At 72.0% G+C, this 21,518-nt stretch carries 21 protein-coding genes; 10 read left to right on the top strand and 11 right to left on the bottom strand.

The window, feature by feature from the left end; translation table 11 throughout:
* Nucleotides 1-10: 10 nt before the first annotated feature.
* The 4 genes from ACFYPA_RS31185 to argC are packed head-to-tail and all read right to left on the bottom strand — an operon-like array spanning nt 11 to nt 4,297.
* Nucleotides 11-1,222: an acetylornithine transaminase gene (locus ACFYPA_RS31185; protein ID WP_359319317.1), complete on the bottom strand. Its 1,212-nt coding sequence runs from the start codon at nt 1,220-1,222 to the stop codon at nt 11-13.
* Nucleotides 1,219-2,121, bottom strand: coding sequence for an acetylglutamate kinase (argB, locus tag ACFYPA_RS31190; protein ID WP_352123789.1), 903 nt, complete (start codon nt 2,119-2,121; stop codon nt 1,219-1,221). The genes ACFYPA_RS31185 and argB overlap by 4 nt, the downstream gene beginning before the upstream one ends.
* Complete coding sequence (gene argJ / locus ACFYPA_RS31195; protein WP_359319315.1) at nt 2,118-3,272, bottom strand: bifunctional glutamate N-acetyltransferase/amino-acid acetyltransferase ArgJ; 1,155 nt, start codon at nt 3,270-3,272, stop codon at nt 2,118-2,120. The genes argB and argJ overlap by 4 nt, the downstream gene beginning before the upstream one ends.
* A complete protein-coding gene (gene argC / locus ACFYPA_RS31200) occupies nt 3,269-4,297 on the bottom strand; it encodes an N-acetyl-gamma-glutamyl-phosphate reductase (protein ID WP_359319314.1) in 1,029 nt (342 codons plus the stop codon). Before argC ends, argJ begins: the two co-directional genes overlap by 4 nt.
* A 222-nt stretch (nt 4,298-4,519) precedes the next feature.
* On the opposite strand from argC, the gene ACFYPA_RS31205 reads away from it, so the two are divergent.
* Nucleotides 4,520-5,179: a TMEM175 family protein gene (locus ACFYPA_RS31205; protein WP_359084302.1), complete on the top strand. Its 660-nt coding sequence runs from the start codon at nt 4,520-4,522 to the stop codon at nt 5,177-5,179.
* 186 nt (nt 5,180-5,365) lie between these two features.
* Nucleotides 5,366-6,103: an esterase/lipase family protein gene (locus ACFYPA_RS31210; RefSeq protein ID WP_389135647.1), complete on the top strand. Its 738-nt coding sequence runs from the start codon at nt 5,366-5,368 to the stop codon at nt 6,101-6,103.
* A gap of 97 nt (nt 6,104-6,200) precedes the next feature.
* Here the strand turns inward: ACFYPA_RS31210 and ACFYPA_RS31215 are convergent, their stop codons facing one another.
* A complete protein-coding gene (locus ACFYPA_RS31215) occupies nt 6,201-7,847 on the bottom strand; it encodes a TlrC/CarA/OleB/SrmB family ABC-F type ribosomal protection protein (protein ID WP_389135650.1) in 1,647 nt (548 codons plus the stop codon).
* A 270-nt stretch (nt 7,848-8,117) separates the two neighbouring features.
* Complete coding sequence (locus tag ACFYPA_RS31220) at nt 8,118-8,507, bottom strand: DUF5997 family protein (RefSeq protein ID WP_359084307.1); 390 nt, start codon at nt 8,505-8,507, stop codon at nt 8,118-8,120.
* Between the two features lie 58 nt (nt 8,508-8,565).
* Here ACFYPA_RS31220 and ACFYPA_RS31225 point away from each other — a divergent pair, with 58 nt between their 5' ends.
* The 5 genes from ACFYPA_RS31225 to ACFYPA_RS31245 all read left to right on the top strand — a co-directional run bounded on the left by ACFYPA_RS31225 (nt 8,566) and on the right by ACFYPA_RS31245 (nt 13,904).
* Entirely contained in the window at nt 8,566-9,375 is an 810-nt protein-coding gene (locus ACFYPA_RS31225) for a LysR substrate-binding domain-containing protein (protein WP_359319310.1), read from the top strand.
* Nucleotides 9,376-9,440: 65 nt separating this feature from the next.
* Entirely contained in the window at nt 9,441-9,953 is a 513-nt protein-coding gene (locus ACFYPA_RS31230) for a DinB family protein (protein ID WP_389135655.1), read from the top strand.
* Between the two features lie 129 nt (nt 9,954-10,082).
* On the top strand, nt 10,083-10,580 hold the full coding sequence (locus ACFYPA_RS31235) for a peptidylprolyl isomerase (RefSeq protein WP_359084311.1): 498 nt from the start codon (nt 10,083-10,085) through the stop codon (nt 10,578-10,580).
* Between the two features lie 161 nt (nt 10,581-10,741).
* Nucleotides 10,742-11,485, top strand: coding sequence for a Clp protease N-terminal domain-containing protein (locus ACFYPA_RS31240; RefSeq protein ID WP_389135658.1), 744 nt, complete (start codon nt 10,742-10,744; stop codon nt 11,483-11,485).
* Nucleotides 11,486-11,657: 172 nt separating this feature from the next.
* Nucleotides 11,658-13,904: an MMPL family transporter gene (locus tag ACFYPA_RS31245; protein WP_389135660.1), complete on the top strand. Its 2,247-nt coding sequence runs from the start codon at nt 11,658-11,660 to the stop codon at nt 13,902-13,904.
* A 9-nt stretch (nt 13,905-13,913) separates the two neighbouring features.
* On the opposite strand, the gene ACFYPA_RS31250 is transcribed toward ACFYPA_RS31245, so the two are convergent.
* From ACFYPA_RS31250 to ACFYPA_RS31265, 4 genes are all read right to left on the bottom strand, one after another.
* Nucleotides 13,914-15,065: a serine hydrolase domain-containing protein gene (locus ACFYPA_RS31250; protein WP_389135662.1), complete on the bottom strand. Its 1,152-nt coding sequence runs from the start codon at nt 15,063-15,065 to the stop codon at nt 13,914-13,916.
* Nucleotides 15,066-15,189: 124 nt separating this feature from the next.
* The gene (locus ACFYPA_RS31255) at nt 15,190-15,765 is read right to left on the bottom strand and encodes a histidine phosphatase family protein (RefSeq protein WP_359084315.1); all 576 of its coding nucleotides are present in this window, start codon (nt 15,763-15,765) and stop codon (nt 15,190-15,192) included.
* 61 nt (nt 15,766-15,826) lie between these two features.
* Nucleotides 15,827-16,258 carry a GNAT family N-acetyltransferase gene (locus ACFYPA_RS31260; protein ID WP_359084316.1) on the bottom strand — a complete coding sequence of 144 codons (432 nt, stop codon included), beginning with the start codon at nt 16,256-16,258 and terminating at the stop codon, nt 15,827-15,829.
* A 9-nt stretch (nt 16,259-16,267) separates the two neighbouring features.
* Nucleotides 16,268-17,719, bottom strand: a complete 1,452-nt coding sequence (locus tag ACFYPA_RS31265; RefSeq protein WP_359084317.1) for a PLP-dependent aminotransferase family protein — start codon at nt 17,717-17,719, stop codon at nt 16,268-16,270.
* On the opposite strand from ACFYPA_RS31265, the gene ACFYPA_RS31270 reads away from it, so the two are divergent.
* Together ACFYPA_RS31270 and ACFYPA_RS31275 are read left to right on the top strand one after the other, a co-directional pair.
* A complete protein-coding gene (locus ACFYPA_RS31270; protein WP_389135666.1) occupies nt 17,718-18,695 on the top strand; it encodes a DMT family transporter in 978 nt (325 codons plus the stop codon). The genes ACFYPA_RS31265 and ACFYPA_RS31270 overlap by 2 nt on opposite strands.
* A 41-nt stretch (nt 18,696-18,736) precedes the next feature.
* Nucleotides 18,737-18,946 carry a DUF1918 domain-containing protein gene (locus ACFYPA_RS31275; RefSeq protein ID WP_359084320.1) on the top strand — a complete coding sequence of 70 codons (210 nt, stop codon included), beginning with the start codon at nt 18,737-18,739 and terminating at the stop codon, nt 18,944-18,946.
* A 198-nt stretch (nt 18,947-19,144) separates the two neighbouring features.
* Here the strand turns inward: ACFYPA_RS31275 and ACFYPA_RS31280 are convergent, their stop codons facing one another.
* Nucleotides 19,145-20,422, bottom strand: a complete 1,278-nt coding sequence (locus tag ACFYPA_RS31280) for a glycoside hydrolase family 10 protein (protein ID WP_389135670.1) — start codon at nt 20,420-20,422, stop codon at nt 19,145-19,147.
* A gap of 188 nt (nt 20,423-20,610) precedes the next feature.
* On the opposite strand from ACFYPA_RS31280, the gene ACFYPA_RS31285 reads away from it, so the two are divergent.
* Complete coding sequence (locus ACFYPA_RS31285; RefSeq protein ID WP_359084322.1) at nt 20,611-21,468, top strand: 3-hydroxybutyryl-CoA dehydrogenase; 858 nt, start codon at nt 20,611-20,613, stop codon at nt 21,466-21,468.
* Nucleotides 21,469-21,518: the final 50 nt, after the last annotated feature.

A 21,518-nucleotide genomic window follows, 5' to 3' on the forward strand; every position in this document is an offset into this window, starting at 1 on the left:
CGTCGTCGCCTCATTCTCCGGTGTGTCCCTCTCCGGATCGTCCGTCCCCGTAAGCCGCGTCGAGGGCGCCGGGCAGCGCCTGGAGGAACGCGTCCACCTCCGCGTCACCGATGATCAGCGGCGGCATCAGCCGTACGACATCGGGTGCGGGTGCGTTCACCAGGAGTCCGGCTCCCTGAGCCGCCTGCTGCACCTGAGGTGCGAGGGGCTCGGTGAGCACGATACCCAGCAGCAGACCGGAGCCGCGGACGTGGGAGACCAGGGGGTGCCCCAGGCCCTCCACACCGTCACGGATCTTCTCGCCGAGCCGCTTCACGTTGTCCAGCGCACCGTCGGCGGCCAGGGTGTCCAGGACCGCGAGACCGGCGGCGCAGGCGACCGGGTTCCCCCCGAACGTCGTACCGTGCTGGCCGGGCGCGAGCAGTTCCGCCGCCTCCCCGAAGGCCACCGTGGCACCGATCGGCAGCCCGCCGCCGAGCCCCTTGGCGAGGGTGACCAGATCCGGCTCGACGCCTTGGTGCGCCTGGTACTCGAACCAGGTGCCGCAGCGGCCGATGCCGGTCTGCACCTCGTCGAGGACGAGGAGGGTTCCGGTGGCCCGGGAGATCTCCCGGGCCGCCTCCAGATAGCCCTTGGGCGGTACGACCACGCCGTTCTCGCCCTGGATGGGCTCGATGATCAGCAGCGCGGTGTCCGTGGTCACCGCGGCGCGCAGCGCCTCGACGTCCCCGTACGGCACGTGCGTGACGTCACCGGGCAGCGGGAGGAAGGGCTCGCGCTTCTTCGGCTGGCCGGTGAGCGCGAGCGCTCCCATGGTCCGGCCGTGGAAGCCGCCGTCGGTGGCGACCATGTGGGTGCGCCCAGTCAGCCGGCCGATCTTGATCGCGGCCTCGTTGGCCTCGGCGCCCGAGTTGCAGAAGTAGACCTTGCCGGTGCGGCCGAAGTGCTGGAGCAGCCGTTCGGCGAGCGCGACGGGCGGCTCGGCGATGAACAGGTTGGAGACGTGGCCGAGGGAGGCGATCTGGGTGGAGACCGCCTCGACGACCGCGGGGTGGGCGTGGCCCAGCGCGTTCACCGCGATGCCGCCGACGAAGTCGAGGTAGCGGGTGCCGTCGGCGTCCCACACGTGGGCGCCTTCGCCGCGCACGAGGGACAGCCTCGGAGTTCCGTAGTTGTCCATCAGTGCGGTCTGCCAGCGCTGCGAGAGCTCGGCGTTGGTCATGCTTCCCCCTGTGCGTCGGGCACGACCATCGTGCCGATTCCTTCGTCGGTGAAGATCTCCAGCAGGATCGAGTGCTGGACCCGGCCGTCGATGACCCGGGCGGTCTCCACGCCGTTGCGCACGGCGTGCAGGCAGCCCTGCATCTTGGGCACCATGCCGCTGGAGAGTTCCGGCAGGAGCTTCTCCAGCTCGGTGGCGGTGAGCCGGCTGATCACGTCGTCGCTGTTGGGCCAGTCCTCGTACAGGCCCTCGACGTCGGTGAGGACCATCAGCGTCTCGGCGTTCAGCGCCGCGGCGAGCGCGGCGGCCGCGGTGTCGGCGTTGACGTTGTAGACGTGGTTGTCCTCCGCCGAGCGGGCGATGGAGGAGATGACCGGGATGCGGCCGTCGTCCAGCAGCGCCTGGATGGCTCCGGTGTCGATCGCGGTGATCTCGCCGACCCGGCCGATGTCGACGGCCTCGCCGTCGATCATGGGGCGGTGCTGGGTGGCCGTGATGGTGTGGGCGTCCTCACCGGTCATACCTACGGCGAGGGGGCCGTGCTGGTTGAGCAGGCCGACGAGCTCGCGCTGGACCTGGCCGGCGAGCACCATCCGTACGACGTCCATCGCCTCGGGCGTGGTGACGCGCAGCCCGGCCTTGAACTCGCTGACCAGACCCTGTTTGTCGAGCTGGGCGCTGATCTGCGGGCCGCCGCCGTGGACGACGACGGGCTTGAGGCCGGCGTGCCGCAGGAAGACGACGTCCTGGGCGAAGGCCGCCTTCAGTTCCTCGTCGATCATGGCGTTGCCGCCGAACTTGATGACGACGGTCTTGCCGTTGTGCCGGGTCAGCCAGGGCAGTGCCTCGATGAGGATCTGCGCCTTCGGGAGTGCGGTGTGCTTCCGCGCGGCGGTCATGAGCTGTACGCGCTGTTCTCGTGGACGTAGTCCGCGGTGAGGTCGTTGGCCCAGATGACGGCCGACTCGGTGCCCGCGGCGAGGTCGGCGGTGATCTTGACCTCGCGGTAGCGCATGTCGACGAGATCGCGGTCCTCGCCGACGCCCCCGTTCTTGCAGACCCAGACGCCGTTGATGGCGACGTTCAGCTCGTCCGGCTCGAAGGCCGCCTTCGTGGTGCCGATGGCGGACAGCACCCGGCCCCAGTTGGGGTCCTCGCCGTGGATGGCGCACTTGAGGAGGTTGTTCCGGGCGATGGAGCGGCCCACCTCGACGGCGTCGTCCTCCGTCGCGGCGTTCACGACCTCGATCCGGATGTCCTTGGACGCGCCTTCCGCGTCGCCGATCAGCTGCCGGGCGAGGTCGTCGCAGACGGCCCGTACGGCCTCGGCGAACTCCCCCTGCTCCGGGGTGATGCCGCTGGCCCCGGAGGCCAGCAGGAGCACGGTGTCGTTGGTGGACATGCAGCCGTCGGAGTCGACCCGGTCGAAGGTGGTCCGGGTGGCGTCGCGCAGCGCGGCGTCGAGCGCGGGGGCGGCGACGTCGGCGTCGGTGGTGAGGACGACGAGCATCGTGGCCAGGCCGGGGGCGAGCATGCCCGCGCCCTTGGCCATGCCGCCGACGGTCCACCCCTCGCCGCCGGCGACGGCCGTCTTGTGGACGGTGTCGGTGGTCTTGATGGCGATGGCGGCCTTCTCGCCGCCGTGCTCGCTCAGGGCCGCCGCGGCCTTCTCGATACCGGGCAGCAGCTTGTCCATGGGGAGCAGCAGCCCGATGAGCCCGGTCGAGGCGACGGCGATCTCACCCGCGCTGTGGCCTTCGAGGACCTCGGCCGCCTTCTCGGCGGTGGCGTGGGTGTCCTGGAAGCCCTGCGGGCCCGTACAGGCGTTGGCTCCGCCGGAGTTGAGGACGACGGCGGTGACCGCACCGCCCTTGAGCACCTGCTCCGACCAGAGGACGGGAGCGGCCTTGACACGGTTGGAGGTGAAGACGCCCGCGGCGGCGCGACGCGGACCGTTGTTGACCACGAGGGCCAGGTCCGGGTTGCCGCTGTCCTTGATTCCCGCGGCGATGCCCGCCGCCGAGAACCCCTGTGCTGCCGTGACGCTCACGGTGCCACTCCGATCGTGGAAAGTCCGGTGTCCTCGGGGAGTCCGAGGGCGATGTTCATGCTCTGCAGGGCCCCGCCCGCGGTGCCCTTGGCGAGGTTGTCGATGGCGCTGATCACGATGATCCGGCCGGCCGCCTCGTCGAACGCGACCTGGATCTGGACGGCGTTGGAGCCGTACACGGCGGCGGTCGCCGGCCACTGCCCCTCGGGCAGCAGATCGACGAACGGCTCGTCGGCGTAGGCCTTCTCGTACGCGGCGCGCAGCGACTCGGCGCTCACACCCGGCTTGGCCTTCGCGCTGCACGTGGCGAGGATGCCGCGGGGCATCGGGGCGAGGGTCGGGGTGAAGGACACCGTCACCGGTTCGCCGGCGGCGGCGCCGAGGTTCTGGATCATCTCGGGCGTGTGCCGGTGGACACCGCCGACGCCGTACGGCGACATGTTGCCCATCACTTCGGAGCCGAGCAGATGCGGCTTGGCCGCCTTGCCGGCGCCGGAGGTCCCGGAGGCGGCGACGATCACGGCCTCGGGCTCGGCGAGCCGGCCCGCGTACGCCGGAAAGAGGGCGAGCGACACGGCCGTCGGGTAGCAGCCGGGCACCGCGATGCGCTTGCTCCCCACCAGCGCGGCCCGCCCACCGGGCAGCTCGGGCAGGCCGTAGGGCCAGGTCCCGGCGTGCGGCGAGCCGTAGAACTTCTCCCAGTCCGCGGCGTCCTTGAGCCGGAAGTCGGCGCCCATGTCGACCACGAGCACCTCGTCACCGAGCTGCTCCGCGACGGCTGCGGACTGCCCGTGGGGCAGGGCGAGGAAGACCACGTCGTGCCCGGCGAGCACCTCGGCGGTGGTCGGCTGGAGCACCCGCCCGGCCAGCGGCCGCAGATGCGGCTGCAGGGCGCCGAGCGGCTGACCGGCGTTGGAGTTCGCGGTCAGGGCCCCGATCTCGACCTCGGGGTGGACCAGCAGAAGGCGGAGCAGCTCCCCGCCGGCGTATCCGCTCGCCCCTGCCACCGCTGCACGTACCACCATCGAAATCCTCCTCGTCGATGGCATGACTATACGCATAGCCGCACTTTTATGCAATGAGTGGCGATCATCGGCGAGGTCCGCCGCGGTCGGGCGGCTGAAGCCCTTCGCCCATGCGGCACACCCCCTCCTCCATGGGCCATTCGGACGACGGGCCCGGGGGCGCGGGTGATCCGGAGGCGTGGCCGGCCGGCCGGGCAGGGGGTCTCGGCCAGGGTTGGCGGCATGGCCAAGGTGAGCGGGGACGAGCCGACCGAGCCCGGTGGGACCGCCGAGGGGGCGGGGAGCCCGGAGCGGCTCGTGGCGCTGTCGGACGGGGTGTACGCGATCGCGATGACGCTGCTCGTGCTGGACATCACCATCCCCCCGGCGCTGGACGAAGCGGGCTTCGAGGCCGCCCTGGGCGGGGTGTGGCCGAGCCTGGGCGCGTACGCGCTCAGTTTCGCCGTGCTGGCCGGCTTCTGGCGTGACCAGCGCTCGATCCTGAACCAGGTCCGTCAGTGCGACACCCTGATGGTCCGGGTCACCCTGGCGGGGCTGGGTCTGGTGGCGCTGCTGCCCTTCCCCACGTCGGTGCTCTCGGAATACGGGGGAAGTTACCCGGCAGCCGTGACCGTGTACGCGGTGACCATCGCCGGGATCGGCCTGCTGCACCTGGCGTTGTTCCTCCTCGCGCGGCGCCGCCCGCGCCGGACGGCAGTCCCGTTGAGCGACCGCGCCACCTGGGACGGTGCCATCGACCTGGCCTCCACCGTCCCGGTCGCCGCGGCATCCGTGGCCGTGGCCTACACGGTGTCACCCCCGGCGGCCCTGTGGACCTGGCTCGCGGTGCTCCCCCTGAAGTACCTCCTGCGCCTGTTCACCTCGGCCCGCTACCGCGCCTGACAGCCGGTGGAGCACCACCCGGCTCCGGTCCGCCGGTCCGCCGGTCCGCCTTGTGCGCCGTGCGCGCCGGCCCGGTCCCGGCCGCTCGCGAAGACCGGTGAATTCGCCGATGCCGCCCGGGCCGCGTGCCCCGACTCTGATCCGAGCAGGCATCCGCATCCCCACACCCCTGTCAGGAGTGCCCCCATGCGTCGTCGTTCTCCCCGCCGGCTCCTCGGCGTTCTCGCGGCCGTCACGGCCGCGTTCACCCTGTTCGGCTCGACGTCAGCGGCCGGCGCGGCCGACCGCGCGCCCGTCGCGAAGACCGCCACCGCCGCGGCCGTGACGCCGCTGTCGACCAGCACCCCGGTCGTCTTCGTGCACGGGTACACCGGCAACGCCTCCAACTGGGTCACCGCCAGGAGCGTCTTCCAGCTCAACGGCTGGTCCGGCTCCAAGCTGTTCGCCTACGAGTACAACTCGTACGGCAACAACGTCGCCAACGCCCAGGGGCTCGCCACCTTCGTCAACAACGTGAAGTCACAGACCGGCGCGAGCAAGGTCGCGATCGTCAACCACTCGATGGGCGGCCTCGTCAGCCAGTACTACCTGAAGGTCCTGGGCGGCAACACGAGCGTCAGCCACCTCGCCTCCATCGCGGGCGCGAACCACGGAACCACGTTCGCCGGCGCCTGCCTGATCTACACGACCTGTCAGCAGATGTACCCGGGCTCGTCGTTCATCTCCCAGATCTCCTCCGGTGACGAGACGCCGGGCACCACCAAGTACGCCACCTGGTACTCGGCGTGCGACGGCATCATCCTCCCCTACACCAGCACCAGGCTGACCGGCGCGACGAACAACAACGTGCTCTGCCAGACCCACATCGGGTACCTGACGGACACGGTCGTGCTGGGCCAGATCGCGCGTTTCGTCGCCTCCTGACCCGCCGCACGGACCGGACGCGTCTCGTCCCCGCCCCGTCGGGCTGCGGGGACGGGACGCCGGTCGTGCGCGGCCGGCCGCGGCGGCGCCGGCCCGCTCAGGATCCGCCGGTGACGACGCCCTCCGTCAGCTCCAGCCGGCTCCCGCGGAACCGTGTCCGCATCCGGCGGTCGTGGGTGACCAGCACCAGCGCTCCCGCGTAGCCGGTCAGCGCCGCCTCCAGTTCCTCCACCAGCGCGGGCGAGAGGTGGTTGGTCGGCTCGTCCAGCAGAAGCAGATCCACCGGCTCGCCGACCAGCCGGGCGAGTTCGATGCGGCGCCGCCGGCCGTACGAGAGGTCCCCGACGCGCATCCGCAGGTCGTCCGGCTCGAACAGGCCCAGCGACAGCAGCTGTTCGGCGAGCTCGTCCCGGTCGCCGGGGCGGCCGTGGGCGAAGGCCGCCAGTACGGACATGCCCGGCGGCCACGGCGTCTCCTCCTGCCGCAGGTGCCCCACCCGCCCTGTGCGCCCCACCGTGCCCGCGTCCGGCCGGAGTTCGTCGGCCAGGACGCGCAGCAGGGTGCTCTTGCCCGCCCCGTTGGGGCCGGTGACCAGCAACCGCTCGGCCGGGCCGATGCGCAGCTCCGGCACCCGCAGCCGGCCCTCGACGACCACACCGTCCAGGACCGCGGCCGGCGCCTCACCGGGTCCGGCCGCCGTGGTGATGCGTGCCGTGAAGGACAGCGGGTCCGGCGGCGGTGTCACCGGGTTCGCGGTGAGCCGCTCCACGCGCTCCTTCGCGTTACGGATACGGCTCATCGCACCGTGGGCGCGGCCACGCGCGCGGAACGCCCCGGAGCCGAAACAGGCCTGCGGCATCTTGCGCGGGATGGCGTGCAGGCGGGCGCCGTTGGACTCGGTCAGCCGGCGGCTGCGGTCGAGGTCGGCCCGCCACTCGTCGTACCGTTCCCGGCGCCGGCGGCGTTCGGTGGCCTTGGCCGTGAGGTATCCGGCGTAGCCGTCGCCGTGACGGGAGACGCGGCCGCCGTCGACCTCCAGGACCGTGGTGGTGATCCGCTCCAGGAACACCCGGTCGTGGGTGACCGCGACGACCGTTCCGCGGTGGGCCCGCAGGTGGTCCTCCAGCCAGGCGACCGCCCGGTCGTCGAGATCGTTGGTCGGCTCGTCCAGCAGCAGCAGTTCCGGGCGGGAGGCGAGCGTCGCGGCCAGTGCCAGCCGGGAGCGCTCGCCACCGGAGAGCGTCCCGAGCGGCCGGTCCCGGGTCAGCCGGGGCAGACCGAGGGCGTGCAGCGCGGTGTCGACCCGGGTGTCGGCGCCGTAGCCCTCGCGCGCCTCGTACTGCTCCGTCAGGCGCGCGTAGTCGGTGAGGGCCGCCTCCATCTCCGGCCCGGGAGGTGCTCCGGCCAGCACGGACTCGGCCCGGCGCAGCTCTGCTTCGAGGGCGCGCAGCTCCCCCAGTGCGAGGTCGACGGCATCCTGGACCGTGGCCTGCGGGGGCAGCCCGATGGCCTGGGCGAGATAGCCCGTCCCGCCTGGCGCGACGACGGTCACCTCGCCCGCGTCTGGCCTTTCCTCGCCCGCGAGGAGACGGAGCAGGGTGGACTTGCCCGCCCCGTTGTCGCCGACCACGCCGGCCTTCTCGCCGGGGGCGAGGCCGAACGAGATCTGTCGCAGCACGGTGCGGTCGCCGTAACGCTTGGTGACGCCGTGCAGAGAGAGTTGTGCGGAGTGTGCTGGGTGCATGTGTGAGCCCCTGTTCCCGGCCATGCCGACAGAACGGATTCGAGGACGAATCGGCACCACGACGGCGGAGCTGAGCTCTACACGGTCGTGGGCGGGGCGATCACAGTGTTCCCATGGGGACCAAGTTACGCGGGTCACGGCCGGCCGTCACCCGCTTTTCGGGCCGCCGGCCACTCGGCCGGAACGACACGTGGGCGGTCCCCGTCCCGGGCGCCGGCGGGCGAGGGGACGGAGACCGCCCACAGCGGTCTTCGGGATCGGGAGCGAATGCTAGGAGGCGTTCCTGCGCTCCGCGTCCCGCTCCTTGATGCGTACGGTTTCCTTCCGGACGTCCGCCTGCGTGGCCCGCTCCTTCTGCAGCCACTCGGGGTTGTCCTGCTTCAGCGCCTCGATCTGCTCCGTGGTGAGGGCGTCGCTGACGCCTCCACGGGCAAGTCCGGAGATGGAGACGCCCAGCTTGGACGCGACGACCGGCCGCGGGTGCGGGCCGTTCTGCCGCAGGTCCCGCAGCCACTCGGGCGGATCGGCCTGGAGGGCCGCCAGCTCGGCGCGCGAGACGACACCCTCCTGGAACTCGGTGGGGGTGGCCTCGAGGTACACACCCAGTTTCTTCGCCGCGGTCGCGGGCTTCATGGTCTGGGTGGTCTGGTGCGACGTCATGGTGTCAAGAGTATCGAGCGTGTGCGCCACCTCTGACCACGACCGGTAACCTGGCGGGGTGACAGGCTCGGAAGCATCCCCTTCATTCCGGCTCGCGTACGTCCCCGGAGTGACCCCCACCAAGTGGGTGCGGATCTGGAACGAGCGCCTGCCCGGCACCCCTCTGGCCCTCGTCGCGGTGCCCGCGGCCGAGGCGACGGCCCTGCTGCGCGCCGGTGACGCCGACGCGGGTTTCGTACGGCTGCCGGTCGACGGTACGGACCTCAGCGCGATCCCGCTCTACACCGAGCAGACCGTCGTCGTGATCCCCAAGGACCATGTGGCGGCAGCGGTCGAGGAGGTCTCGCTCGCGGAGCTGGCCGACGACATCGTGCTCCATCCGCTCGACGACACCCTAGGCTGGGAGGAGCTCCCCGGCAGGCCCGCGATCGAGCGCCCGGCCACGACGGCGGACGCCGTCGAGCTGGTGGCCGCCGGCGTGGGTGTCCTGGTCGTTCCGCAGTCGCTCGCCCGGCTGCACCACCGCAAGGACCTCACCTACCGTCCGCTGTCGGACGCGCCGGAGTCGCGCATCGCCCTGTCCTGGCCCGAGGACCGGACGACTGACCTGGTGGAGGACTTCATCGGGATCGTCCGCGGGCGGACCGTGAACAGCTCCCGGGGCCGCGGCACGGCACCCGCCGAGCAGCCGAAGACGAAGGCGAAGCGCACCGACGGCCGTGGCGCGGGTCGCAAGCCCGCGGCGGGTGCAGCGGCGGGCAAGAACCCCCGGAGCGGTTCGGGCGGGGCGAAGGGCACGAAGGGCGGCGCCCGCGGGGCCAAGGGCGCGGCCGCCGCGAAGCGCGGCAAGCCCCGACGGCGTCCGTAGGCGAAACGGGCAGGGGCGGGTCGCGGCGGGCCGATTGTCGGACCCGCCTGGCAGCATCGGTGATCATGACGAACACCGAACGCCCCATGCCGCCCCTGAACACGGACGAACGCACCAATCTGGCCGCCTGGCTCGACTTCTACCGGGCCACCGTGGCGGTGAAGTGCGAAGGGCTCACCGACGAGCAGGTGCGGGAGGCCTCCGTGGCACCCTCGACGCTGACCTTGAGGGGCCTCGTGCAGCACCTCACGGAGGTCGAGCGGAATTGGTTCCGCCGCGTGCTGACCGGCGAGGACGTCCCGCCCGCGGACGGCGTGCAGGCCGGCCCGGACGGTCACGACGGAGGGTTCGCGCTCAATGGCGGTGAGACGTTCGCGGCAGCCTGTGCGCGCTGGCAGGAGGAGATCGCCGTGTCCCGGGCCAACTGCGCCGCACGGCCCTTGGAGGACACCGCCCCCTTCATGGGCGGCGAGGTGAGCCTTCGGTGGATCTACACACACATGATCGGTGAGTACGCCCGCCACAGCGGCCACGCCGACCTGCTGCGGGAGCGGATCGACGGGAGTACGGGGGTGTGACGGTGCGGCGGCGACCGGGCCGGCGACTCCGGCGGAGGGGCCACCGCATGCCCCCGGCCGTTCACCCGTGAGCGGTGTTCGGACGCGCCCGCCCGTCGGGGCCGGGCGGGCGGATGTCAGGATGGTTCCATGACGAGCAAGGTTTACTTCGACATCACCATCAACGACGAGCCCGCCGGGCGCATCGTCTTCAACCTGTACGACGAGGTCGTTCCCAAGACCGCGGAGAACTTCCGCCAGCTGGCCACCGGCGAGCACGGCTACGGCTACAAGGGTTCGTCCTTCCACCGCGTCATCCCCGCGTTCATGCTGCAGGGCGGCGACTTCACCCGCGGCGACGGCACGGGCGGCAAGAGCATCTACGGTGCGAAGTTCGACGACGAGAACTTCAAGCTGGCGCACACCAAGCCCGGCCTGCTCTCCATGGCGAACAGCGGCCCGAACTCCAACGGCTCGCAGTTCTTCATCACGACCATCGTGACCTCCTGGCTGGACGGCAAGCACGTCGTCTTCGGCGAGGTCGCCGACCAGCAGAGCATGGACCTGGTCACGAAGATCGAGGGCCTCGGCTCGCAGAGCGGACGCACCAAGGCGAAGGTGACCATCGCCGACTCCGGGACGCTCTGACCCCGGACCGTCCGCGCCACACACACCGGAACGCGCCTGCCGACGAACACGTCGGCCGGCGCGTTCCGCCGTTCCGGGACGGAGGTCGTACGCGCGTTCCCGCACCGGACGAGTGTCAACCGAAGGTTGACACCGCCGCACTGTCAACTTACGGTTGACACATGACGAATCCCGTAGGCATGACGCAACCCGTCCGTCTCGACGACCTCATCGCCGCCATCAAGAAGGTGCACCCCGACGCCCTCGACCAGTTGCAGGACGCCGTCATCGCGGCGGACCACCTGGGAGACGTCGCCGACCACCTGATCGGCCACTTCGTGGATCAGGCCCGGCGGTCCGGCGCCTCCTGGACGGAGATCGGCAAGAGCATGGGCGTGACCCGGCAGGCCGCCCAGAAGCGGTTCGTCGCCAAGGACCCGGGCGAGCTGTCCGAGCTCGACCCCAGCCAGGGGTTCAGCCGCTTCACACCCCGCGCGAAGAACGTGGTGGTGGCCGCGCAGAACGAGGCCCGCGCCGCGGGCAACGCCGAGATCGGCACCGAGCACATCGTGCTGGGGCTGCTCATCGAGCCCGACGCCCTCGCCGGGGCGTTCATCAAAGCGCAGGGCGTCGCCCTGGACGCCGTACGCCAGGCCGCCGAGCAGGCGCTCCCGCCGGCGGCGGAGGGGCAGTTGCCCGAGCTCATCCCGTACAACGCCGACGCGCGCAAGGCCCTGGAGCTCACGTTCCGGGAGGCCCTGCGGATGGGGCACAACTACGTCGGCACGGAGCACATCCTGCTGGCCCTGCTGGAGCACGAGGACGGTGCGGGGCTGCTGAGCGGCCTCGGGCTCGACAAGGCGACCGCGGAGACGGCCATCGCCGAGGCGCTCACGCTGATCGTCGAGGCGCGGCAGCAGGACTGACCGCAGGGGCGGTCACGGTGCGGGGGCCCGCGGCGCGGCCGTGCGGCGGAACGGACAGACCGCCGGACGTGTCGCAGCCGATGGCTTCCGCACCTGCCTCTACCTTCTCGGAGTGGACCCGAGGGCGCGAGACGCCCGACTCAGCGGCAGGTCCCCTTCTCCGGGAGAGCACATGGTCCCGCCCAGCGGCAGCAGCACGTACGCCCCTCCGGTCCGTTCCGGCGGGGGGTGGCTGCTGCGGCTGGGCGAATGGTGCGCGCGCCACTTCGTCGTCGTGATCCTGCTGTGGCTGGTCGCCCTCGGCGGGCTGCACGCCCTGCAGAGCGCGTACGGAGGGACGTACTCCGACGATTTCAACCTGCCCGGCACCCAGTCCAACACCGGCGCCGAACTCCTCAAGGCCCACGATCCGGCCGCGGGCGGCACCGGCGCGCAGGTGGTCCTGCACGATGCCAAGAAGCCCCTGACCGAGTCTCAGAGCCAGGTCGACCAGGTCGTCGCGAACCTCCAGAAGCTGCCGCACGTCCTGTCCGCCCAGAACCCGCTGCCCTCGTCCTCCTCCGCGTCGTCCACCTCGCTGTCCAAGGACGGGATGACCGGGTACATCACCGTGCGGTTCGACGTGAACCCCACCTCCTTGGACGACGCCTACCTCGACCAGGTCGACACAGCGGTGAAACCGCTGCGGTCCGCGGGCGTCGAGGTGGAATACGGAGGTCCGCTGGGGGAGCTGGCCCGGCCGGAGACCCAGGACCTCACCAGCGAGGCCGTGGGATTCGCCGTCGCGGTGGTGGTGCTGCTCGTCGGGTTCGGCAGCGTCATCGCCGCGGGCGTTCCCCTGATCACGGCACTGATCAGCGTGATCGTCGGGCTGAGCGTCCTGGCACTCGTGGCCGCGGCCACCACGTTCGCGAGCGTCTCGCCGACGCTCGCCACCATGATCGGGCTGGGCGTCGGGATCGACTACGCGCTCTTCCTGATCACCCGGCACCGTCAGCTCGTGATGGACGGCGCCGATCCGGTCCGGGCCGCCGGCCGGGCAGTGGCCACCAGCGGACGGGCCGTCCTGGTCTCCGGCTGCACCGTCATCGTCGCGCTGGCCGGTCTGTACGTGTCCCGGGTGAGTTTCATCGGCAAGCTGGGGGCAGCGGCCGCGGTGACCGTGATCACGGCCGTCATCGGTGCGGTCACGCTGGTCCCGGCGCTGCTCGGCCTCATCGGCCGGCGGATCGACCGCTACCGGGTGCGGCCGCCGGTCGCCGAGGGCGGGGCCGGGCCGGGCGCGGCGGCGGAGGGCGGCTGGCACCGCTACGCCCAGCGGGTGGAGCGGCGGCCCTGGTGGTTCCTGCTCGCCGGGCTGGTCGTGGTGGGGGTCCTCGCCATCCCGCTGTTCTCCATCCGGCTGGGGCACATCGACGACGGAGCCGATCCGACGAGCTTCACCGACCGGCGGGCGTTCGACCTGATCTCCACGGGTTTCGGGCCTGGTGCGAACGGTCCGTTCACGCTGGTCGTCGATCAGCGGTCGGTACCGGGTGCGGACCGCTCCGCGCTCGCGAGCAGTCTCCAGAAGGCGCTCACCGACGTGCCCGGCGCTGCGAGCATCAGTCCGCTGCAGCCGACGGACGACGGGGCTCTCCTCGTCGGCACGGCGCTGTCCAAGGAGGCACCGCAGGACGCGGGCACGACCTCGCTCTTCAACCGCCTCGCCGACGATGTCCTGCCGCAGGGGATCGCGGGCACCGACGCCTCCGCCTACGTGACCGGTACGACCGCGGCCCAGGAGGACTTCCTGGACATCATCGCCCGCAGGCTCCCCCTGATCATCGCGGTGGTGGTCGCGCTCGCCTTCGTCATCATCCTGATCGTGTTCCGCGGCGTCCTCGTCGCCGTCAAGGCGGCCGTTCTCAACCTGCTCTCCATCGCCGCTTCGTACGGTGTGGTGGTTGCGGTCTTCCAGTGGGGCTGGGGCGGGCCCTCGTTGGGAGTCTCCGGAACGGTGCCCATCGAGAGCTACGTACCGATGATGATGTTCGCCATCGTCTTCGGTCTGAGCATGGACTACGAGGTGTTCCTGATCTCCCGGGTGCACGAGGCCTGGCTGCGGACCCGGGACAGCAAGGGCGCGGTGGCGCACGGGCTGGAGATCACCGCGCGGGTGATCACCTGCGCCGCCCTCATCATGGTCAGTGTCTTCGCGGCTTTCGTCATCAGCGACAACATCGTGGTCAAGATGCTGGGGCTCGGGCTGGCGGTCAGCGTGCTCATCGACGCCACGATCGTGCGGCTGCTGCTGGTGCCCGCGGTGATGACACTGCTGGGTGGCGGTGCCTGGTGGATGCCCCGGTGGCTGGACCGGGCGCTCCCCCGCATCGACACCGAGGGCGAGTCCGTCCCGCCGCTCCCGCCGGCCCCGTGACGGGGCCGGTCACAGCGACGCGTACACCGCCTCGACCAGGGCCGTCTTGCGCGGGTCGTTCGCGATGTGCGGGCCCATCCGGTTCATGACATAGCCCAGGGCGACCCCGTTCTCCGGGTCGGCGAGGCCGCATGATCCGCCCGCGCCGTCATGGCCGAAGGCCCGCGGGTTGGGTCCGTAGCTGGCGTCGGGGCCGCTCAGCCACAGGCCGAGCGCGATCTCCGTCTCGTGGGCGAAGCCCGCGCCCAGCACCAGGTCGCGGCAGCTGCCCTGGCCCTCGCGCACGCGTTCGGCGGCCTCCTCGGACAGGACGCGCACCCCGTCCGCTCGGCCGCGCCCCGCGAATACGCCGTACAGCGCGGCAACCGCGCGGGCCGTGCCGTGGCCGTTGGCGGCGGGGATCTCCGCCTCGCGCCACGCGGGGGTGTTGGCGGCGGGGGCCCCGGTGGGCGGGTTGAGCAGCGAGGCGACGGCGACCGGCTCCATCCGCGCGAAGCTCGCCGCCTGCCGGGCCCGGTCCGCCTTCGGGACGACGAGTTCGGCGGCGCGCGCCGCCTCCTTCGCGGGGAGGCCGACGGTGAAGTCGATGCCGAGTGGGCCGGTCACCTCCCGCCGCAGGAACTCCCCCGGCAGCAGTCCGCTGACCCGCCGGACGACCTCGCCGACCAGGAACCCGTACGTCAGGGCGTGGTAGCCGGACCGGGTGCCGGGCTCCCACCACGGCTCCGTCGCCGCGAGCCGGGAGGTCGTCAGCTCCCAGTCGTAGAGCTCCGCCAGGGTGTGCGGTGTGCGCAGCCCCGCGAGGCCGGCGCGGTGGGAGAGCAGGTGCCGCACGAGCACGAATTCCTTGCCCGCTGCGGCGAATTCCGGCCAGTACGCGGCGACCGGGGCGTCCAGGTCGAGCAGGCCTCGGTCGGCGAGGATGTGCGCGCAGAGTGCGACCGGCCCCTTGGTGGTGGACCAGACGTTGACCAGGGTGTCCTGCTCCCAGGGGCGGGTGCGGGCGCCGTCCGCCCAGCCTCCCCAGAGGTCGGCGACGGGCCGCCCGTCGACCAGGACGGTGACGGCCGCGCCCAGCTCGTCACGCTCCTCGAAATTCGCCTCGAACGCGCTGCGCACCGCGGCGAAACGTGTGTCGCAATGGCCGTGGATCTGCGGCACGACGGCCTCCTCGCCTGGGGCATGCCGGGTCGGACTCGGTTCCACGTCAACATACCGACCAGTCGGACTGACGGGAAGACATGGCACGCACCGGAACGTCCGTACGTACGCGGGACGGTCCCGGTCAGCGGGACCCGGCCTCCAGGCACAGGCTCCAGCGCCGCGGCAGACCGGTGAGCGTGATGGTGGAGAGCGGGCGGACGTCGACGTTCCAGTACGTCGACGGCGGGGCCTTCAGCGCGTAGACCAGGGCGGCCCGGACGACGGCCGGTTCGGCGACGGCGACGATGGAGCCGTCGCAGGCGGGGCGGGTGTCCAGCCAGTTGCCGATCCGGGAGATGAACGCGAGCAGGCATTCGCCACCGTGCGGCGCCGAGCGCGGGTCAGCGAGCCAGGCGTCCACCGCGGCCGGTTCGCGCGCGGCGACGTCGGAGAACGTACAGCCTCGCCAGCGCCCCATGTCGCAGTCGCGCAGGGCGGGCTGGACCAGCGGCGCGAAGCCGAGCGCCTGCCCGGTCGCACGGCTGCGCGCGGTCGGCGAGCAGTAGCGCAGTTCGGCCGCGCCCAGGGGCACCAGCGCCGGGGCGGCGAACCGCACCTCGTACCAGCCCGCTTCGTCGAGCGGCCGGTCGTCGTCGAAGCGCTCGCCGAGCAGGGAGGAACTGCGGGCCGCGGCGACGAGCGAGACTCGAACACTCATGGGCGCGATCGTGGAGCCGATCGCCGCGCAGGTCAAGAGAACCGCCACAGGCGATCGCGGTTCAGGCGAACCGCAGGGACATCCATCGGTCCGGATGGTCGAGCGGCTGGAAACCGGCCTTCTCGTAGACTCCGTGGGCATCGGCCGTGGCAAGCAGGAACCTGCGCACACCGGTGGGGGCGAGGTGGTCGCGCGCCGCCGCGACGAGCCCTCCCCCCAGACCGTTCCCGCGGGCCGCCGGGTCGACGTACACATCGCAGAGCCAGGCGAACGTCGCGAGATCGGTCACCACGCGGGCGTACCCGGCCTGCTCTCCGGAGGCGAGGTCGTAGGCACCGAAGTTGAGCGACCCCGCGATGGCCGCGTCGTGGTGCTCCCGGGTGCGTCCCCGGGCCCAGTAGGTGTCGGTGGAGAGCCAGGTGTGGATCCGGGCAGCGTCCAGGCGGGCCGGGTCGGACGAGATCTCGTAGCGCTGCCGGTGCGTCTCGGTCATGACCTGAGACTAACCGGCGTCGAACACCCCTTCCCAGGCCGCGGAGAGACGTCGGACGCCTTCGGTGATCTCGGCCGGGCCGGCGACCGCGACGAAGCTCAACCTGACGTGCGGCGAGGGGGGTTCGGCGCTGAAGTAGGGCCGCCCCGGCGCGATGGCCGCACCGGCGCGCAGGGCCGCGGCGACCATGGCGGCCTCGTCGGCACCCGCACCGGATTCGGGCAGGCGCAGCCAGAGGTAGCCGCCGCCCGCCGGGATGTGCGGCAGCGCGAGGCCGGGCAGCTCCTGGCGGAGCGCCGTGATCATGGCGGTGCGGCGGATGCGCAGCTCCGTGGAGACGGAGCGCAGGTGGCGACCCCAGGAGGGGGAGCCGACGAGCTCCAGCGCGGCCTCCTGGAGGGGCCGGGGGACGAAGAAGCTGTCGACGACCTGGATGGCCCGCAGCCGTTCCAGGACCGGGCCCCGGGCGGCCAGGGCGCCCACGCGGAAGCTGGGCGAGGTGGCCTTGGTCAGCGAGCAGACATGGACGACGACTCCGTCGGGGTCGTCGGCGGCCAGCGACGCGGGGAGCGGGCCGGCGTCGTCGTGGACGAGATTGCGGGCGAAGTCGTCCTCGACGACGAACGCTCCGGCCTCGCGGGCGATCCGGACGACCTCGCCGCGCCGCCCGTCGGCGAGGACCGTGCCCGTCGGATTCTGGAAGAGGGGCTGGCAGACGAGCACACGGGCGCCGGTGGCCCGGAAGGCGGCGGCGAGGAGTTCGGGCCTCACACCGTCGGCGTCGACGGGGACGGGCACCGGCCGCAGTCCGGCGGCGCGGGCGGCCGCCAGCATGCCCGGGTACGTGGGTGACTCGACGAGGACGGGCGCGCCGGGCCGAGCGAGTGCCCGCAGCGCGGTGGCCAGGGCGCTCTGTCCGCCCGCCGTGATCAGCACATCGGCCGCGGTGAGCGCGGGGCCGATCTCGCGGGCGAACCAGGCGCGCAGTTCGGTGAGCCCGTCGGTGGGCGGGCGGCTCCAGGCGCCGGGGCGGCGGCCGGCCCTGGCGAGGGCCGCCGCCATGGCCCGTTCGGGCTGGAGCGAGCTGTGCAGGTAGCCGCCGTTGAACTCGACGACCCCGGTGGGCGGGGGCGTGAGGGTGACCAGCAGGCCGGACGCGTCGACGGTACGGGGCACCACTTCGGGGCCGCCGTCGCCGTTGAGCGACACCTCCTGCCACGAGGTGTCGGCGGGCGGCCGGGTCTCCGTACGGGAGTGCGCACGGAACGCGCCGGCTCCGGGCCGGGTGACGACGAGGCCCTCCGCGGCGAGTTGCGCGACGGCCCGCGAGACGGTCACGGGACTGGCCCTGAACCGTTCGACCAGGGCGCGACTGGACGGCAGCTTCTCACCGGGTGAGTAGCAGTTCAGCTCACTTCGCAGTACTTCAGTCAACTCGGCGACACTGCTACGCTCTTGCATGACAGCAAAGGATAGCGCTACCACCCCTCGAACGATAGCGGTCGCCCCCACGCCGGACGGCCACGCACGGCCCGGCCCCGCGGCGGCCCCGGCAGCCGCATCCGTACCGGCCGGCCGGAACGGCACACTGCTCGCGCTGCTCGGGGTGGTCTCCTTCTCGCTGACATTTCCCTCGACCGCCTGGGGGCTGGAGAGCTTCGGCCCCTGGTCCCTGGTGGCGCTGCGCAGCCTCCTGGCCGCGGCGATCGCGGGCGGCGTGCTGCTCGCGGCCCGGGTGCGGGTGCCCGAGCGGAAACACTGGGCCGGGCTCGTGGTGGTGGCGGGCGGGGTGGTGGTGGGGTTCCCACTGCTGACCACGCTGGCCCTGCGGACGTCGACGACCTCGCACGCGGCGGTGGTGGTCGGCCTCCTGCCGCTGACCACCGCGGTGTTCTCCTCGGTCCGCACCGGCGCCCGGCCGCCCCGCGCGTTCTGGGCGGCGGCGCTCGCCGGGGCGGCCGTGGTGATCGCCTTCACCGTGCTGCAGAGCGGCGGCGGCCTGTCGGCCGGGGACCTCTACCTGTTCTGCGCGCTGCTGGTCTGCGCGGCCGGATACACGGAGGGCGGCAGGCTGGCGAAGGTGATGCCGGGCTGGCAGGTGACCGGCTGGGCGCTGATCCTCACCGTGCCGCTCGCGGCGGCGGGCGCCGCGCTCGCGCTGCCGTACGAGCCGGTGCGGTGGAGCACGCACGGCGTCATCGGGCTGGTCTGGGTGGCGGTGGCCTCGACCTTCTTCGGTCTGTACGTCTGGTACCGCGGAATGGCCGAGATCGGCGTGGCGCGGGCCAGCCAGCTCCAGCTCGCGCAGCCCCTGCTGACCCTCATCTGGTCGTTCCTGCTGCTCGGCGAGGAGATCACCCCCGCGGCACCCGTGGCGGCGGTCGCCGTCCTGGTCTGCATCGCCGCCACCCAGCGGGCCGGTGCCGGCCGGTCATAGACTTGTCGACATGGAACGCCACCCGTGAGGAGGTCACTCCGATGGAGGCACACACGGGCGACCGGCTGCTGACACACGGCAGGACCGTGGGGCAGCACGACCGGGTCGCAGAGATCGTCGAAGTGCTGGGGGACGGGGGCACTCCCCCGTACCGCGTCCGCTTCGAGGACGGACACGAACACCTGCTCGCACCCGGCCCCGACAGCGTCGTCCAGCACACCCCCGACCGGAGCCGGGACCCGGGAACGTAGGCCCCCGCCCGGCCCACGACCCCTAGGGTGTGTTTCGAAAGTCCCGCCTGCCCCGCGGCGTCTGGCACGCACGCTCGCCGCGTTGCGGAAATGCCCTAGTAGCTCCGCTACGAGACCAATTCCACGCCTTGCGATCGCACGCACCAGACGCCGCGGGGCCCGCCCTCCGGGCGGACGGCGCTACTTTCGAAACACGCCCTAGCGCGGCGGGCGCGCCCGCGTCCGGTAGTGGTCGGCCACCACCCGGTCCATCGCGCCGATCCGGTCCGCGACCACGCTCTTCCCCGAGAAGTACGCGTGGCCGCGGACCTGGTCGTACCCGGCGGCGAAGTCGACATGGCGGGACAGTTCCGCCGGGTCCTGCCAGGCCTCCGACTGGGCCGGGTCGCCCGCCTTGTACAGGGCCTCGCCGATGAACAGGTCCACGCCCGTGCCCCGGACCGCCTCGGACCACCAGGGCACCAGCGTCGCGTAGTCGGCGGCCGCGAAGCCGATGTTCCAGTACAGCTGCGGGCAGATGTAGTCGATCCAGCCCTTCTTCACCCAGCCGCGGGTGTCGGCGTACAGGTCGTCGTACGTCTGCACGCCCGCCTCGGTCCGCGAGCCGAGCGGGTCGGTGGAGGCGTTGCGCCACACGCCGAACGGGCTGATACCGAACTGGACAGCCGGCTTGAGCGCCTTGATCCGCTCCGACATCTCCCGCACCAGCATGTCCGTGTTGGCGCGCCGCCAGGCGGCCCGGTCGGGGAAGCCCGCGCCGTACTGCGCGTACGCGGCACCGTCCGCGAAGGTCTGGCCCGCCACCGGGTACGGATAGAAGTAGTCGTCCCAGTGGACGGCGTCGATGTCGTAGCGGCGGACCGCGTCGAGCATCGCGTCCTGGACGAAGGCGCGGACCTCGGGCAGCCCCGGGTTGTAGTAGAGCTTCCCGCCGTACGGCAGGACCCACTCGGGGTGCAGTCGCGCGGGGTGGGAGGCGGACAGCCGGGACGGGTCGGTGTGGTTGGCCACCCGGTACGGGTTGAACCAGGCGTGCAGCTCCAGTCCCCGGCTGTGGGCCTCCTCGACGGCCGTGCCCAGCGGGTCCCAGCCCGGGTCCTTGCCCTGGACGCCGGTGAGGCACGCGGCCCACGGCTCGTACGGGGAGGGCCACAGCGCGTCGGCCGAGGGGCGGACCTGCAGGACCACCGCGTTCAGCCGCCGGGCGACGGCCTCGTCGAGGTACGCGATCAGCCCGGCCCGCTGCGCCGCGGCCGACAGGCCCGGCTTCGACGGCCAGTCGACGTTCGCGACCGTGGCCACCCACATGCCCCGCAGCTCGCGCCGGAGCGCGTCGCGGGGGCCGCCCGGCCGGCCCGGGCGGCCGTCGCCGCGCGGAACCGCGGCGGCGTCACCGGCCACGGCGGCCGAGCCCAGCACCGCCGCGACCGTCCCGGCCGCACCCGTGACGAACTTCCTTCGGTCCATTTGCCGCATTTAGCCGCACCTGCCGTTTCCGCACTCGTGACCACCGCCCCTGATTCCGGGCCCGAAGGCGAGCATGCCCGCCCCGGCCCCCGATCCCCGGGAGGACGCGGAGTAACGTCGTGGGGTCGTGGTGGAGCCCGGAATCAGACGGAAGCCGCCGAACGGAGAACAGCGAAAGGCACGAGGTGACGGACTCTATGGCCGACATTGCACGCGTCGGAGTGGTGGGCTGTGGCCAGATGGGCGCAGGCATCGCGGAGGTGTGCGCCCGCAGCGGCCTCGACGTCAAGGTGGCCGAGACCACCGGCGAGGCGCTGGAGATCGGCCGCACCCGGCTCCACAACTCCCTCTCGAAGGCCGCCGAACGCGGCAAGATCACCGAGGAGGAACGCGACGAGACCCTCGGCCGCCTCAGCTTCACCACCGACCTCGGCGAGTTCGCCGACCGCGATCTCGTCATCGAGGCCGTCGTGGAGAACGAGCAGGTCAAGACCGAGATCTTCCAGGTGCTGGACCAGGTGGTGACCCGGCCGGACGCGATCCTCGCCTCCAACACCTCCTCGATCCCGCTGGTCAAGCTGGCCGTCGCGACCTCCCGTCCGGACCAGGTCATCGGCATCCACTTCTTCAACCCGGCCCCGGTGCAGAAGCTCGTCGAACTGATCCCCGCCCTGACCACGTCGGACGTGACGATCAAGCGCGCCGAGGCGATGGTCCAGGACATACTGGGCAAGCACCCGATCCGCGCCCAGGACCGTTCCGGCTTCGTCGTCAACGCGCTGCTGATCCCCTACCTGCTCTCCGCGATCCGCATGTTCGAGTCGGGTATCGCCAGCCGGGAGGACATCGACAACGGCATGGAGATGGGCTGCGCCCACCCGATGGGCCCGCTCAAGCTCGCCGACCTCATCGGTCTCGACACGGTGGCGTCCGTCGCCGACTCGATGTACGCCGAGTACAAGGAGCCCCTGTACGCCGCTCCCCCGCTGCTCCAGCGGATGGTCGACGCGGGCCGGCTGGGCCGCAAGACCGGGTCGGGCTTCTACCCGTACTGACCGTCCTGCCGACGGGCCCGGCGCTGACGCCGCCGGGCCTCTTCGGAGCG

Origin of the sequence: Streptomyces sp. NPDC005775 (assembly GCF_042871565.1) — a bacterium.
Taxonomy (GTDB): Bacteria; Actinomycetota; Actinomycetes; order Streptomycetales; family Streptomycetaceae; genus Streptomyces.

Excerpts from the sequence above, each read along its gene's own strand:
- ACFYPA_RS31185 (WP_359319317.1), bottom strand. The coding sequence starts at position 1,222 with ATGACCAACGCCGAGCTCTCGCAGCGCTGGCAGACCGCACTGATGGAC.
- argB (WP_352123789.1), bottom strand. The coding sequence starts at position 2,121 with ATGACCGCCGCGCGGAAGCACACCGCACTCCCGAAGGCGCAGATCCTC.
- argC (WP_359319314.1), bottom strand. The coding sequence starts at position 4,297 with ATGGTGGTACGTGCAGCGGTGGCAGGGGCGAGCGGATACGCCGGCGGG.
- ACFYPA_RS31205 (WP_359084302.1), top strand. The coding sequence starts at position 4,520 with ATGGCCAAGGTGAGCGGGGACGAGCCGACCGAGCCCGGTGGGACCGCC.
- ACFYPA_RS31210 (WP_389135647.1), top strand. The coding sequence starts at position 5,366 with ATGCGTCGTCGTTCTCCCCGCCGGCTCCTCGGCGTTCTCGCGGCCGTC.
- ACFYPA_RS31215 (WP_389135650.1), bottom strand. The coding sequence starts at position 7,847 with ATGCACCCAGCACACTCCGCACAACTCTCTCTGCACGGCGTCACCAAG.
- ACFYPA_RS31220 (WP_359084307.1), bottom strand. The coding sequence starts at position 8,507 with ATGACGTCGCACCAGACCACCCAGACCATGAAGCCCGCGACCGCGGCG.
- ACFYPA_RS31230 (WP_389135655.1), top strand. The coding sequence starts at position 9,441 with ATGACGAACACCGAACGCCCCATGCCGCCCCTGAACACGGACGAACGC.
- ACFYPA_RS31235 (WP_359084311.1), top strand. The coding sequence starts at position 10,083 with ATGACGAGCAAGGTTTACTTCGACATCACCATCAACGACGAGCCCGCC.
- ACFYPA_RS31240 (WP_389135658.1), top strand. The coding sequence starts at position 10,742 with ATGACGAATCCCGTAGGCATGACGCAACCCGTCCGTCTCGACGACCTC.
- ACFYPA_RS31245 (WP_389135660.1), top strand. The coding sequence starts at position 11,658 with ATGGTCCCGCCCAGCGGCAGCAGCACGTACGCCCCTCCGGTCCGTTCC.
- ACFYPA_RS31255 (WP_359084315.1), bottom strand. The coding sequence starts at position 15,765 with ATGAGTGTTCGAGTCTCGCTCGTCGCCGCGGCCCGCAGTTCCTCCCTG.
- ACFYPA_RS31260 (WP_359084316.1), bottom strand. The coding sequence starts at position 16,258 with ATGACCGAGACGCACCGGCAGCGCTACGAGATCTCGTCCGACCCGGCC.
- ACFYPA_RS31270 (WP_389135666.1), top strand. The coding sequence starts at position 17,718 with ATGACAGCAAAGGATAGCGCTACCACCCCTCGAACGATAGCGGTCGCC.
- ACFYPA_RS31265 (WP_359084317.1), bottom strand. The coding sequence starts at position 17,719 with ATGCAAGAGCGTAGCAGTGTCGCCGAGTTGACTGAAGTACTGCGAAGT.
- ACFYPA_RS31275 (WP_359084320.1), top strand. The coding sequence starts at position 18,737 with ATGGAGGCACACACGGGCGACCGGCTGCTGACACACGGCAGGACCGTG.
- ACFYPA_RS31280 (WP_389135670.1), bottom strand. The coding sequence starts at position 20,422 with ATGCGGCAAATGGACCGAAGGAAGTTCGTCACGGGTGCGGCCGGGACG.
- ACFYPA_RS31285 (WP_359084322.1), top strand. The coding sequence starts at position 20,611 with ATGGCCGACATTGCACGCGTCGGAGTGGTGGGCTGTGGCCAGATGGGC.